The following is a 12325-nucleotide window of genomic DNA, read 5'->3' as shown; positions in this document are numbered from 1 at the left end:
TGAGGATATACACCATCTTGAAAAATATATCAAGGATCAGAATCTTGTCAAAAACCTTGAGCGTCTTACGCAGGAAAATGTCCTGTACAATAAAGATAGTGGAATAGAAACCATACCCATCTCCTCACATGGAGACGGATTTATCGCACTCCTTTCTACACTGCACCACCTTATCCGCTCACGAAACGGCATCCTTCTCATCGAAGAGCCGGAGAATCATCTTCACCCCCGATACCTCGGAGTCCTCATCGAGACGCTCTTTTCCTATTGTGAAGAGCTGAATGTCCAGGTCTTCATGACGACACACAGCTTTGATCTCATCAAGATAGCCCTCGAATATCCCGAGAACGTAAAAGAAAAAGAGATGCTCCTTATCTCCAAGATGACAACAGACGGTACAACAGTCGAAAAATTTGACTATACCGTCGATGAAGGTCTCCGGGTCATGAATGAATTATACCTTGACCTCCGGGGCATCTGAATATGCGAGATAAAACAGTCATCCTTTGTGAAGGAGTACATGATCTCATCTTCTTTTCTATTCTCTTCGATCAGAACGGAATCAACTATAAAATGATCAGGAATCACGAACTAACAGAGACGCGTGAACGTACTCCTGAAACCAATGCCATTATGCATTTTCTCAGCCGCAAAGGAAAAGGCATACGATTTCTCCTCAAGGATGAAGATGGATGTACAAAATGCATCGATAATTTCACCATCCTCTATGAAGACAAAGATGATCGATACCAGATCTTCCTCTGCCTTGATGGAGATCAGAATAATCTATCCCGGTTGAGGCGATCCATTCAAGAGCGATTACGAAAAGACATTCTTTTAAGATTATCAGATCACGCTTTTCAGACAAAAGATCCGATGAAACACCATGTATTCTTCATTCCGGATTCTCTTGAGAGACAGGTACAATCAATAGCAGGTATTAATCTTGACGCTCAAAGCAGTGATGAGAAGAAGAGGGAAGTACTCATCGCCTTTATCGAAAGGTGCCAGAGCAGAGAGATACAATGGTTCACTGAACTCAGGGCAACTCTCTTCTCAGAATAGAAAAGTCACATACAGACATATATATCACAACCTCCATTAGCATCTATTGTAACCTGAATCAATCAGGTCAGAACAACATGGAGGCCAATCATCATGACAGACCATGAAGAAGAGAAACAGGTATCAGACGAGGTCGAACACCTGAAAAACCAGGCGGCCGATGCCCTTGAAGAGGCGGTCAGGAAGCTGAGAGATACCGACATCAGGATCGAAGGAGAAGAACTCTGGAAGATCGTCCATGATGCCGAGGGAAAACTCAAACACCTTGCCCCTGAAAAACTTCCGGATACAGGAGAGATCGGAGAAGAGATACAAAAGAAGCTCCACGAGGCTGAAGGGGCACTACACAAGATCGCCGAAGATGAGAAGATCATGATCGGGAAGGAGGTTAAGACGATCGAGAGCTTCGTTGCAGACCACCCAATCGCCGCAATCGCCATCGCAGCCGGCTCAGGATTTATCATCGGCCTGATCGCAGCAAAACTCAGGTAACCATGGCAGAAGAGGGAGAGAGAAGAAGGAAGGAGAAGGTCACCGGACGCCATCTCCGGTGTATCAGGAATCACCCGCTTCCGGTGATATTCTTTACCTTCCTCGGAGGAGTGGGCGTTGGAGCAGTGATGACCCACCGGATCGGACAGATGAGGGAGCGACGGCGGGAGGAGCAGAAGAGTAGCAGTCTGCTCCGCCTGATCCTCACACTAGCAACCCCATATCTTATCCGCCGCCTGATCAGGTGAGGAGAAACTCCCACCCCTCCGCCACTGACCTTCAGGGACTCTGATCAGTTACTCCGACCCTTCACCGAAGCTTAAGAGATCGAGAGGAACTCAGAGACCAGATACAGCACAAAACCATAACTCCTCTCAAATACAGGGCGGAGTATCGACTCTTTCTTTTGTTCAGGGATTCCGGCCCCATCATCCTCAACAGAGATGATGAGATCCCCTCCATCAGCTGCCGGACAGTGAGTACTTCCCTGAGAATCAGGGCGGATAGAAAGAGCACCCCGACCTCGCTCTTTCTAACTTTGCAAAGTATGAAGGCACTTATATAGGTATAGGATATATTGTCCTTTATCTGAATGGGTGGCAGCAGATACAACAGGATTGTTCCTCTGTCAGGATGCTTCACCATCAGATCATCAGGAGGATAGTCCCATGACAGAAAACAGAGAAGAAGATACGATCGGAGACAACATCGAACACCTTAAACTTCAGACGGCCGAAGCACTGGAGGAGGCAGCACGCAAGCTCAGGGATGCCGACTTTGGAGCAACAGGTGATGAGATTTCAAAGATTGTGCATGATGTGGAAGGTAGTCTGAAAGCAATTGCCCCAAAAAATACGTTTGACGTTGAAGCAATGGGCAAAGATGTCAGAGATACGATCCACGACACAGAAGAGAAGATACGATCCTTTGCCAGGAGCGAAGAGGCTGAATTTGAGAAGAAAGTAGAGAGTGTCGAGAGCTTCATCTCCGATCATCCGATTGCGTCGGTTGTTATCGCCGCAGGTGCAGGTCTCTTTGTTGCTCTTATCGCATCAAAGATCAGATAGAAAGGAGATACAATGTCACAGAGAGAAGAGAATACAATGCACGTACGAAAGCATCAACACCATCACGACCCGGTTCACTGTATCAGAAAGTATCCCCTACCGGTGATCATCGCAGCATTCCTCGGAGGTATCGGTGCTGGAATGCTGATGATTCATGGGATCGGGCGAGGGCAGGCCGAGAAGAAGAGTGTCCATTCAGAAGGAGGGATCATCTCATTTCTCTTCAAGATCGCCATTATGTTCGTCCTGGATCGTCTCGTGAAGACTGTACGCGGAAATCTCTCACGATAACAGACAAGAAGTGGGGGATCTTCGCCACCGACCTTCAGGGACCCTGATCAGAAACATCGCCCCTTCACCGAAAGTACCAGCTTCAGAGATCGAGATATCGGTGATCGAGAGGATCTCAGAGACCAGATATAACCCAAAACCGTGGCTCCTGCCAAATGCAGGACGAAATATCGACTCTTTCTTTTTTTCAGGGACCCCGGGCCCGTCATCCTCAACAGAGATGATGAGATCGCATCCATCAGGTTCAGCTGACCAGCGGAGATATGTTGCAGACGCAGCATGGAAGAGGGCATTCTGGGTGAGATTATGCACCAGTTTGGGGAGCATCGGATCTGCATAGATCTCAACCTCCGGGAGCTGGTTCTCAAGCGTAATCCCACTCCCCTTCAGGATCGCCTCAGAAATGTCATCGACAGATGACCTGATCATCTGCCACTTTGGACTGTGCACACCCATATCCTGGTAGTCGCGGGTGAACCCAAGTTTCCTCTGGATCGCATCCATCCGCTCGGTCAGGCGGGAGAAGGTGGACTTCACCTCCTCAGACACCACAAGATCAGATGCGAGATCAAGGTACCCGACAGCAACACTGACATCGTTTAAGATATCATGCCGGGTGATCGCTGTCAGGAGGTTCAGTTTCTTGTTGGCGAGGAAAAGCGCATCCTGCACCTCTCTTCGAGCAGCTATCTCCTCATCCTTCTCGATATTTGCATCAAGGAGCCGCTGGTATATCCGGGCATTCCGAATCGCAAGCCCAAAGACCGGAAGAAGGAACTCGGCAGTATTCTGGTATCTGTTGAGGAACTCCGGATGTTCGAAGCCATCAATTCTAAACCAGCCAAGCACCAGTTCCCCATACCTGACCGGGAGGAGAAGGCCTGGTGTTCCCTCCGGAAACGGTACTTCTGAGTACATCACAACAGATGGTGAGAAGAGGAGGGAGAAGAGGTCACCCAGCCGGTTGACCACCGCATCCTCTGTTTCAGCTGCTGCAATATCACCGAGGAGATCAAACGCCATCGTATAATCTGCAACCTGCTCTTCAAGCAGTCCGCATCGTGCATTTTGATGCCGCCTGAGCACCTCCGACTCAAGCGACCGGAGTGCACCTCTGAGATGAAGAGTGAAGACCCCGGGATCGGTCTCAACAACCCTGAGCTCTGCATTAAGCCCTTCGGCAAACCGCTTCGCACCATCATCCGAATCAGGTCTGTTCCGTGTTCTGAGATGAATAACCCGGGTGATGCCCACATCTGCCAGAGGATGATGAAGCTCCTGCTCTCCACTCATCTGACAATTGAGGAAGAGAGCATACCCTTTAGCAAACCCGGACGTGATAATATACACACCTTCACCCAGGAGAAGGCGAAACTGAGGATCGGTCAGAAAAATATCAGGCGATCTGAGATGAAGAGCCGGGTGGAGATCCGGCACAGGATAGGGGCAGCCGCAGGTGATGAGGCAGACCGACTCTGCGGCTGCTCCAAGAGAAGCATAATCTGCAAGGAATCGCTTCTGCCACTCCGGATAGGGATGTGTGCAGTGCGGTTCATAGAAGATGACAGGGATCTCAGCATAGGGTGATCCCCGTAACGCCGCTCTCACCTCTTCATCCAGATTCTGGCAGGCGATGATCCCAACGGGTGCCTTCTTTTGACTCATACGATCGGATATCTCCCATAGGTCCTGGTAGCTTCTGCAATGGCAGAGATGATAGAATCATTCACCTGCCAGGGGATCTCTCCATGATTATCCGAGAGGATGAAGCCACCTCCGAAAGCCGCCTTTGATAGTGCCGCTCTGACCTCGTCTTCTGCCTGAGGCGCAGACCATCTCCTCATCGAGACACCGTCAAGGTTGCCGATTAAGGTCATCTTCCCGGCAAATCTCTCCTTTAAGACCGAGAGATCTTCGAGTGCCGACACTCCAAGACCGATCGCACCCGACTCCATCAGATCATCTGCAATCGCAAGAGAGCGGCCTGATGCAAGATGATAGACAACACCCCCGTTGATCGATCGGATCATCTCTCTGGCGATAGGGAGCCCGGTCTTTCTGGCAAGGTCAGGCGGGATGATCGTCGGTGACGTGACCGGGTCGAAGTAGACGACTGCTGTTGCGCCAGCTTCGATCTGGAGGTTCGCCCAGGTTGTACAGAACGCTTTGTTCACCTCCATCAGGCTCCGGAAGATGGGGTCATCTGAGAGCAGGAGATCGAGGTACCGGGAGAAGCCAAGCTGCATAACCGGGAGCGAGAAGGGTGAGATCGCAACACCCGCAACCGGGACGGAATCACCATACCGATCAGCAAGAGTGCGGGTCGTCTCAAGCATCCGAAGAAGAGGGGGACAGTCCCGGGGATCAGGCACTTCGAGCGAAGATATCGCTTCCAAATCACGGATTGGCGGAGATCCGGCGTTTGGCGGGCCATTATCGAAGAAGAGGGTGGAACCGCCAAACGCCTCCACTTCAGCAGCCCCATAACAGAAGCCGGTGAGGCAGTCATGCCCGTACTTCTTCCTGAGGATCTCCTGACCCTTCACAACCATCCGGGCCTCTGCATAGTACGTTTTGATCGGTTGGTTCAGTTCCCGTGCACCATGCATCGTGAGATTTAAGAAGAGCGGAACCCGATCGGGCTCCTTATGCGAAAGGGTGGCAAGGGTTCGTTCAAGTGAGGTCATCTCATTTCGGGTCATTCGGTATCCTCCGAAACCATCGATACCGCCTCAGATGCATCATGGGCGAAGGCATCGGACCCCACCTCCTTCCAGAGATCTTCATCGAAGAGGAATGGTGCTCCGCCGACGATCACCCGGATTGACAGACCCTCTTCCCGGATCGCATCCATCAGCTGCCGGACAGCAAGTGCTGCCCTGAGCATCAGGGTGGATAGAAAGAGCACCTCGATCTCGTCCTGTTTGATCAGATCGAGAAGAACAGTGACGGTAAGACCGGCCCCATAATCTTTCACACGATATCCGGAGGCATTGAGTGCTGTTTTAACAGTCTCCTTTCCAAGGGTATGAAAATCTTCAAGAACAGCTATGCCGATCACCGGCTGATCCGGCCGAATACCTGCTGGTGTGGCGGGAAGGCCCCGGATATACTCCTCACAGATCTTTCCGCTCACATAGACCTGTGAAAGGGCAGCAGCACCTTCGGACCATCGCTCACCGATCGACCTGAGTGCAGGCTCGATCAGACCGGAGATACAGCCATAGGGATCATCTGGTCTGCAGAACGTTCTCAGGATCTCCCGTGCCCTTATACGATCAGACTCAAGGAGTGCTGATTCAAGGGCGTATACGGGGGATACCGGCTCTTCACTCTCCATAGCTTTCACAATGGTACTGGTGAGCGATAAAGGTATGGAGGGGAGTGGAGCTCGTTATGCAAGACTCCAGGAGGGATTCGAGTGATCCACCCCGAGATTGAGACCAAGATACCCGTCATCCGGTCTGAAAGCTTCAGGAACCTGGAAGACGAGGAAGCCTTCTTTACACTCCTTTCTATCGAGGAAGGCACTTGCATACAACTCACCAATCGAGGTATGATCACTTGTTTTGTCTGCCAGCACCACCGGAGTATAGATCACATCCTGACCATAGAGTCTGAAAGATGATGGATACGGGGTTTGTGTAAGGTAATTTTTCCCATCACGGTTACCCATGTGTATCGCCTTGACAAAAGCGAGGAGGAACTGATCACCATCCGGTGCTTTCAGGAGCTTTGATCCGCTCCCGGTTTCATAGGTGAGGGTCTGCCGGAAGGTGGTGTACTGGTAGGTGATGGAGAGCTCGTTACTCTTCTTTGCATCCATATAGGTATATGCACCCCGTGGAGGGAGGAGGTCGTCAGGTCTTGAGAGCGGGGTGCTGCCGATCTCACTCTTGATCCGGATAAATCCTGCCGGAGAGGATGTGGGAGCATATGCCAGCATCACTTCCTCATTGTGTGGGACCTGGAAGAGGATCCATCCCCGTGCAGCATCTCCGGGATGGAGTGTGAGATCGGGATATCCCATATGGGAATCGGGCATCACCACATAGATCGGGTCTACGCCATCACCACCGGCAAAGAGGCGGTACTCAAAGACTGTTGTATCATCAGCACCTGTACCGGAGCAGTACTGTTTGTTCACCTGAAGAAGGAGGAACTCAGCTCCATCCTCGGGTTCAGGATTAAATTCATTTGCTCCCTTGATAAGAGAGCGGGCAGCACTCCCCCGAATCTGACTGAGGATCGTGATCTCAAACGCTTTATCGCCTGACACCACAGTGAGCGGCTTATCCATCGATACCGTGGCAGGCTCAGTATTCTGTGTCGATATCTGAGCAGGAGTAGTATCCGGCATGCCAGATGCCGTCGCCGCGGGTGATGAGCCGACACACCCTGCTACAAGGGCTGTAACGAGGAGGAGGGCTCCTATGAGGGGGAGAATGAGTGAAGACTTCATATGACCATCACGTGTGTGATATACAGTACTATACTGGGCTATTTCACCATTTCGTTTTCTCTGCGGGATTCTGCCAGAAGGTTCAGACCCTGCTCTCTTCATCCGGTTAACCGGAAGAAGTGAGAAGAAGTACTGGATGAAGGTGCTTGCCGGGCCGGAGGCGACACTCTCTAAGCAGGTGAACCGGGTAACAGCCATCTCGATCGGATCAGAGCAGCTGAACTGATCACTCTCTCTGGTAGAAGAAGAGATACTCCCTGCCGAGCTTCCTCTTCCTAAAGTATCCATGATTCACAAGACCAAAGAGATCCGATCGTGCTGTTGCATACGCGACATGATACACCTCGGAGACCTCCTTGATCGTAATTGACCCCTCACCCCTTTTCATCATCCGTCTGAGGATCTCAACCTGCCGGAGGCTCAGTTCATCTGATGGTTCAAGAGAGGAGATCGCCGCATGCAACTCCTTCTGGTTATTATTGATGTATCTTTGGAGATCGGTTATCGCCTCCCCGATCACCCTGAGATTGTACGTGATGAAATAGGTGAGGTCAAGATCATCAGTCTCGGTGTAGAGGTATGCCCGTTTATATTGACCCCGTGTCGTATAGATCACCCTTGATATCGGCATATACTCAAAGAGCCAGTAGTCATTCTTTAAAACATACCAATAGAAGAGGGAGCGGGCGGTCCTCCCATTCCCATCATTGAAGGGATGGATATACCCAATAAGAAAATGGAGGATGATCCCTTTCACGATAGGATGGATGAAAAAATCCCCTGTCGTATGAGCAAAACGGCAGAGTGCATCGAGGAGATCAGGTATCCTGGCACAGGGAGGGGGTGTATGCAGCACGGTACCAGATCCGTCAAGGATGATGATCTCATCATTATCCCGGAGACGTCCGACATCTGAGGGATCATCGAGGGTATCATCTGTGATCATCCTCTGGAGCCGAAGGAGGAGGTCAGGGGTCAGATCTTCTGAAAGGAGCGACCGTATCTCCTTCATCGTCCGATATCCATTGACGATCATCCGTTCATCACGGTTCACTGGCTTCCTCTGCTCTTCAAGCATTCTGAGGGCAACCCGCCGTGTCGTTGCTGCCCCCTCAAGCTGGTTGGATGCGATCGCCTCCTCCATCAGAGAGCTGATGATATAGCGCTCCTTGTCATGGCCTGCTGTATCGACGATTGCAGAGAGATTCCCGCCAGCTGTCTTATCAATATGATGGAGGATCTCCAGGCAGCCATCCGGGATTGCGTACCCAAAAGAGAGATCCGGAAATGTAATTGATCTGGTGCCTGCTCTGCGGAAGAGTTTCATCAGGGTCCACATTGTGTGTGGATCAGCAGGGAGCTCCCGGTACCGCACTTCATCCCAATGGAGGTATCGGCGGTTTGCATCAAGCACAACTTCCATCACAGCCTGATCTGCGAGATGAGCCATTGCTCGTCTCATATCATCATCTGTTATCTCTGGAACAATGGGGATCTTCATACGATCAACTCACAGAGGAATATATTCTGTACTAGGGTAGAAAGGATATATCACTATCTATCAATATATAATGAATTGATAGTTAGTGTAAATAAGCCATTACAGAAGGGCAGATACCATACGAGCAGACGGAAAATACGCTTACCCAATCAATTCCAGAATCCCACGAATCAGGACATTGAAACTATGAGAGCTGTTTGAGCCATCAACAGCAAGATAAGGTCCGATCGCACGTGAGCCCCCAATCTTCTGGTACTGATACTTCGTGAGCTTCATCAAAACCCGTGAGGGCTGATCCACCAGATCAGGATTCTCATATCCAGATTTACCTCTCAATCCATGGAGCTTCCTGATTCCAAGACCCTTTTTAACTGCATCCGGATCGCCAAGATAGAAGCTCTCGAGTTCATGGCAGGCGATCCTGACAAGAGCATCACCATGACGAGCATCGATGCATTTCTGCACAAGACTCTCTTTGATCGCGATACAGTCGCCACCATCCTGATCCCGCATGACAACAAAGAGCGTATCAGGTGTATTCCAACCTTTCATTTTACGGATGATCTGCTTCTCAAGATCCTGTTTCCCTTCAAAGACAATGAAACGGGGTGAAATATCCGCTGGAAGAATTCGGGGAAGCAGACCTTTGAGCATCTCTTCGGCTGACGCCTCCTCAAGAAAGAAGACCAGACTTCGCATCAGGGATCAATTCCATCAAAGAAACCCTGCTTCCAGAGGTAGCCCATCTGATCACCGTCGCTCATATATGCAGCAATCTGCGGATCGTCCTCTGCCCGCACAACGGTTGTATAACCATCCTGTTTCCGGAGCCAGAAGACCTCTTCAATACGGGTAGCATTCAAAAAGTCTGGTGAATGTGTCGCAACTAAGACCTGGCCTCCACGAAATGCATAACCACGGAATTCTTCCGCAAGCTCCATCAGTAGTTTCGGATAGAGCTGATTCTCCGGCTCTTCCACACAGAGCAGAGGATGAGGAGAGGGATCATAAAGAAGAACAAGATACGCAAGCATCTTGATTGTGCCATCTGAAACATAGCGTGCAAGGAAGGGATCTTCAAACGAACCGTCCTGAAACTTCAGGAGGACACGTCCCTCTTCAGTCGTCTTCGACTCGACACGTGTTATACCAGGAACACGCATCCCGAGAAGAGCAAGAATCTTTTGAAACGTTTCCGGGTGATGCGAATAGAGATACTGTATGACGAGCGAGAGGTTCTCTCCCTCTGTTGAGAGGTGCTCTGCATATCCGGCTTCCTGTTCGGGTCGGGCTCTGCTAATATGAAAATCCGACAGGTGCCAGTTCTCAATGAGATTGCCCAATGTAACTACCGCAGGAAACCGCTCGAACTGGGCAAGGCCCTTCACAGCAAGGATATCATTTGATTTAAGTTTTTGCTCCTCTTTCTGAAGCTCTTCGACATTCATCATCTCATCGAATTCATTGGTGACGGCTGTCCCTACTCCATTTGAAAAGTCGAGAAAATGCCAGGGTTTTCCGTGACTTCCACGTCGGTACTTCAGGATCTCACGTTCAACAAATGCTCTTCCTTTTTCTTCATTGATGGAGAGGAAGTATGTTATCAGGGGTTTCTCAGGACTCTCCCTGAACTTGATCTCGATCTCAATAGGCCCATCTGCATTCCTGCTCCGGACCTCAAAGAAACCCCGGCTCCCACCAAGTTTCTGGAGAGCAGAGTTAACATTTCCTGAGAGGGCATTTTTGAGAAAACCAAATACGCTGAAGAGGGTACTCTTCCCGGTCCCGTTTGCACCGACGATGACGGTGAAGTGAGGAATATTGGTCATCTCCATATCCCGAAATGCCTTAAAATTCTTCAGGCGTATTGATTCTATCTTCATACCTATCCCCACGCAATGAACACTCGGTTTCTTTCGGACATTCACCCTCTCCCAAGCTCCTTATGCGCCTTTGCGAGATGCTGGGCCGCCAGTGCCCCAAGGAGCGACAACTCCCCTGCAAGCACACCTGCTCCGATGATCTCGGCAAACGCCTTTGCATGAGCACCCGGCGGGTCCCCGCTTCCGGAGACTCCAAGGAGCGAAAGGCAGGCGGCCTGGGTCGCAATACCGGTCCCGCCGCCGACTGTACCCACCTGCACCGCAGGAAGGGTGACTGCCACATAGACACCGCCATCCATCGGATCAGCTGTCGTGATACAGGATGACCCCTCCACCACATGTGCCGGGTCCTGTCCGCAGGCGATATAGAGGGCAGCGAAGATATTTGCCGCATGAGCATTGAATCCGAGTGCTCCGGCACGGGCTGAGCCGACCAGATTCTTCCGGACATTCACATCAACAAGCGATGCAACATCACATTTGAAGACCTCACGGACGAGGGCATCGGAGAGGAAGACTCCGGCTGTGACGGTCTTTCCCCGCCCCTCAACAAGATTGATCGCAGATGGTTTCTTATCAGCACACATATTCCCGGAGAGTGCAACAAGCCGGGCACCGGTCTCTGCTGCAATATACTCCGCCGCCTTCTGCGAGGCAATCGTCACCATATTCATCCCCATCGCGTCCTTTGTGTCGAACTCAAACCTGATGAAGACGCTCGTCCCGACGATATAGGGGACCATCCCGATCAGCTCACCGTGCGAGGTCGTAGACTCGGCGATCTCCTGGATCTCAAGTAAGTGATCTTCGGCAAATGCTGCCACCTCATGGGCATGAATAACCGACTTTGCAGCAAAGACCGGCGCTCTGGTCATCCCGTCACGGAGTATCCGCACCTCGGCACCACCGGCTTTTAATATCGCAGAACATCCCCGGTTCACCGATGCAACAAGAGCACCTTCGGTTGTCGCAAGCGGGAGCCAGAACGACCCTTCGGCATACTCCCCCTTCACCGAAACAGGTCCTGCAACTCCGACCGGTACCTGGACACAGCCGATCATGTTCTCGCAGTTCCTTTGAACCACCCGGTCGATCTGGATCGTATAGGCTCCAAGAGGAGAGAGATCGGTCGCCGTCTCCTCTTCAATATACTCCCGCCTGACCCTGACCGCCTCATCTGCCGGCAGCACCTTCTCAAGTGCATACAGCTTCAGTCTGCCTTCCCTGAGATCCAACTGATGATCATCCATGATCAGACCTTTCTCACCGTCGGCAATGTATCTTTTGAGAGGATCACCGTTCTTCTGAAATCCGCCGGACAGCAAGCGTGATCAGCCCTCCGGTCTTCTTCGCATGGTACTTCTCTATCATCGCCCATCTGTTCCGGTCATTCTTCTTCACCGCACGAAGCCACATAACAAGGGGTCGATCCCGTTTACTCCGCTTGCATTCGACGCAGGCGGGCGCATCCCGTGACGACTGGGCATTGGCAGACCCATTGCCCCGCACCGATCCTGCACCCGAGATCGTCCTGCCACAATAGGAACATGAATTAAATGCCATA

General features: G+C 51.1%; 15 protein-coding genes. 6 read left to right on the top strand and 9 right to left on the bottom strand.

Features of this window, described 5'->3' with window-relative positions:
- From Q7V06_RS03695 to Q7V06_RS03670, 6 genes are all read left to right on the top strand, one after another.
- The coding region (locus Q7V06_RS03695; protein ID WP_304838274.1) for an ATP/GTP-binding protein at nt 1-481 on the top strand (481 nt) is incomplete at its 5' end.
- A gap of 2 nt (nt 482-483) precedes the next feature.
- Nucleotides 484-1065, top strand: a complete 582-nt coding sequence (locus tag Q7V06_RS03690) for a hypothetical protein (RefSeq protein WP_304838271.1) — start codon at nt 484-486, stop codon at nt 1063-1065.
- Between the two features lie 93 nt (nt 1066-1158).
- On the top strand, nt 1159-1557 hold the full coding sequence (locus Q7V06_RS03685; protein ID WP_304838268.1) for a hypothetical protein: 399 nt from the start codon (nt 1159-1161) through the stop codon (nt 1555-1557).
- A 2-nt stretch (nt 1558-1559) separates the two neighbouring features.
- A complete protein-coding gene (locus Q7V06_RS03680; protein ID WP_304838265.1) occupies nt 1560-1805 on the top strand; it encodes a hypothetical protein in 246 nt (81 codons plus the stop codon).
- Nucleotides 1806-2225: 420 nt separating this feature from the next.
- The gene (locus tag Q7V06_RS03675; protein ID WP_304838262.1) at nt 2226-2624 is read left to right on the top strand and encodes a hypothetical protein; all 399 of its coding nucleotides are present in this window, start codon (nt 2226-2228) and stop codon (nt 2622-2624) included.
- Between the two features lie 12 nt (nt 2625-2636).
- Nucleotides 2637-2915 (top strand): hypothetical protein, encoded by a 279-nt coding sequence (locus Q7V06_RS03670; RefSeq protein ID WP_304838259.1) that lies wholly within the window; start codon nt 2637-2639, stop codon nt 2913-2915.
- Here the strand turns inward: Q7V06_RS03670 and Q7V06_RS03665 are convergent.
- The 9 genes from Q7V06_RS03665 to Q7V06_RS03625 form a co-directional block, all read right to left on the bottom strand.
- Nucleotides 2907-4580 (bottom strand): HAMP domain-containing sensor histidine kinase, encoded by a 1674-nt coding sequence (locus Q7V06_RS03665; protein WP_304838257.1) that lies wholly within the window; start codon nt 4578-4580, stop codon nt 2907-2909. The genes Q7V06_RS03670 and Q7V06_RS03665 overlap by 9 nt on opposite strands.
- The gene (locus tag Q7V06_RS03660; RefSeq protein WP_304838255.1) at nt 4577-5617 is read right to left on the bottom strand and encodes a uroporphyrinogen decarboxylase family protein; all 1041 of its coding nucleotides are present in this window, start codon (nt 5615-5617) and stop codon (nt 4577-4579) included. The genes Q7V06_RS03665 and Q7V06_RS03660 overlap by 4 nt, the downstream gene beginning before the upstream one ends.
- Nucleotides 5614-6255, bottom strand: a complete 642-nt coding sequence (locus tag Q7V06_RS03655) for a B12-binding domain-containing protein (protein ID WP_304838252.1) — start codon at nt 6253-6255, stop codon at nt 5614-5616. Before Q7V06_RS03655 ends, Q7V06_RS03660 begins: the two co-directional genes overlap by 4 nt.
- A 54-nt stretch (nt 6256-6309) precedes the next feature.
- Nucleotides 6310-7665, bottom strand: a complete 1356-nt coding sequence (locus tag Q7V06_RS03650; protein WP_304838249.1) for a hypothetical protein — start codon at nt 7663-7665, stop codon at nt 6310-6312.
- Nucleotides 7604-8878: a Fic family protein gene (locus Q7V06_RS03645; protein ID WP_304838246.1), complete on the bottom strand. Its 1275-nt coding sequence runs from the start codon at nt 8876-8878 to the stop codon at nt 7604-7606. The genes Q7V06_RS03650 and Q7V06_RS03645 overlap by 62 nt, the downstream gene beginning before the upstream one ends.
- Nucleotides 8879-9019: 141 nt before the next feature.
- Nucleotides 9020-9577 (bottom strand): DUF4276 family protein, encoded by a 558-nt coding sequence (locus tag Q7V06_RS03640; RefSeq protein WP_304838243.1) that lies wholly within the window; start codon nt 9575-9577, stop codon nt 9020-9022.
- Entirely contained in the window at nt 9577-10761 is a 1185-nt protein-coding gene (locus tag Q7V06_RS03635) for an AAA family ATPase (RefSeq protein ID WP_304838240.1), read from the bottom strand. The genes Q7V06_RS03640 and Q7V06_RS03635 overlap by 1 nt, the downstream gene beginning before the upstream one ends.
- A gap of 41 nt (nt 10762-10802) precedes the next feature.
- Complete coding sequence (gene hmgA, locus Q7V06_RS03630) at nt 10803-12011, bottom strand: hydroxymethylglutaryl-CoA reductase (NADPH) (protein ID WP_304838237.1); 1209 nt, start codon at nt 12009-12011, stop codon at nt 10803-10805.
- Between the two features lie 43 nt (nt 12012-12054).
- Nucleotides 12055-12325: hypothetical protein (locus Q7V06_RS03625; RefSeq protein WP_304838235.1), on the bottom strand; the 271-nt coding region annotated here is incomplete at its 5' end.

This window comes from Methanocalculus sp. (assembly GCF_030651615.1).
In the GTDB taxonomy this organism is placed as follows: domain Archaea; phylum Halobacteriota; class Methanomicrobia; order Methanomicrobiales; family Methanocorpusculaceae; genus Methanocalculus.
This window is presented reverse-complemented; position numbering and strand designations above follow the sequence as displayed.

Coding starts and splice junctions, on each gene's coding strand:
- Q7V06_RS03650 (WP_304838249.1), bottom strand. CDS start 7,665: ATGGATACTTTAGGAAGAGGAAGCTCGGCAGGGAGTATCTCTTCTTCT.
- Q7V06_RS03635 (WP_304838240.1), bottom strand. CDS start 10,761: ATGAAGATAGAATCAATACGCCTGAAGAATTTTAAGGCATTTCGGGAT.
- Q7V06_RS03655 (WP_304838252.1), bottom strand. CDS start 6,255: ATGGAGAGTGAAGAGCCGGTATCCCCCGTATACGCCCTTGAATCAGCA.
- hmgA (WP_304838237.1), bottom strand. CDS start 12,011: ATGGATGATCATCAGTTGGATCTCAGGGAAGGCAGACTGAAGCTGTAT.
- Q7V06_RS03665 (WP_304838257.1), bottom strand. CDS start 4,580: ATGAGTCAAAAGAAGGCACCCGTTGGGATCATCGCCTGCCAGAATCTG.
- Q7V06_RS03685 (WP_304838268.1), top strand. CDS start 1,159: ATGACAGACCATGAAGAAGAGAAACAGGTATCAGACGAGGTCGAACAC.
- Q7V06_RS03640 (WP_304838243.1), bottom strand. CDS start 9,577: ATGCGAAGTCTGGTCTTCTTTCTTGAGGAGGCGTCAGCCGAAGAGATG.
- Q7V06_RS03645 (WP_304838246.1), bottom strand. CDS start 8,878: ATGAAGATCCCCATTGTTCCAGAGATAACAGATGATGATATGAGACGA.
- Q7V06_RS03660 (WP_304838255.1), bottom strand. CDS start 5,617: ATGACCCGAAATGAGATGACCTCACTTGAACGAACCCTTGCCACCCTT.
- Q7V06_RS03670 (WP_304838259.1), top strand. CDS start 2,637: ATGTCACAGAGAGAAGAGAATACAATGCACGTACGAAAGCATCAACAC.
- Q7V06_RS03680 (WP_304838265.1), top strand. CDS start 1,560: ATGGCAGAAGAGGGAGAGAGAAGAAGGAAGGAGAAGGTCACCGGACGC.
- Q7V06_RS03675 (WP_304838262.1), top strand. CDS start 2,226: ATGACAGAAAACAGAGAAGAAGATACGATCGGAGACAACATCGAACAC.
- Q7V06_RS03690 (WP_304838271.1), top strand. CDS start 484: ATGCGAGATAAAACAGTCATCCTTTGTGAAGGAGTACATGATCTCATC.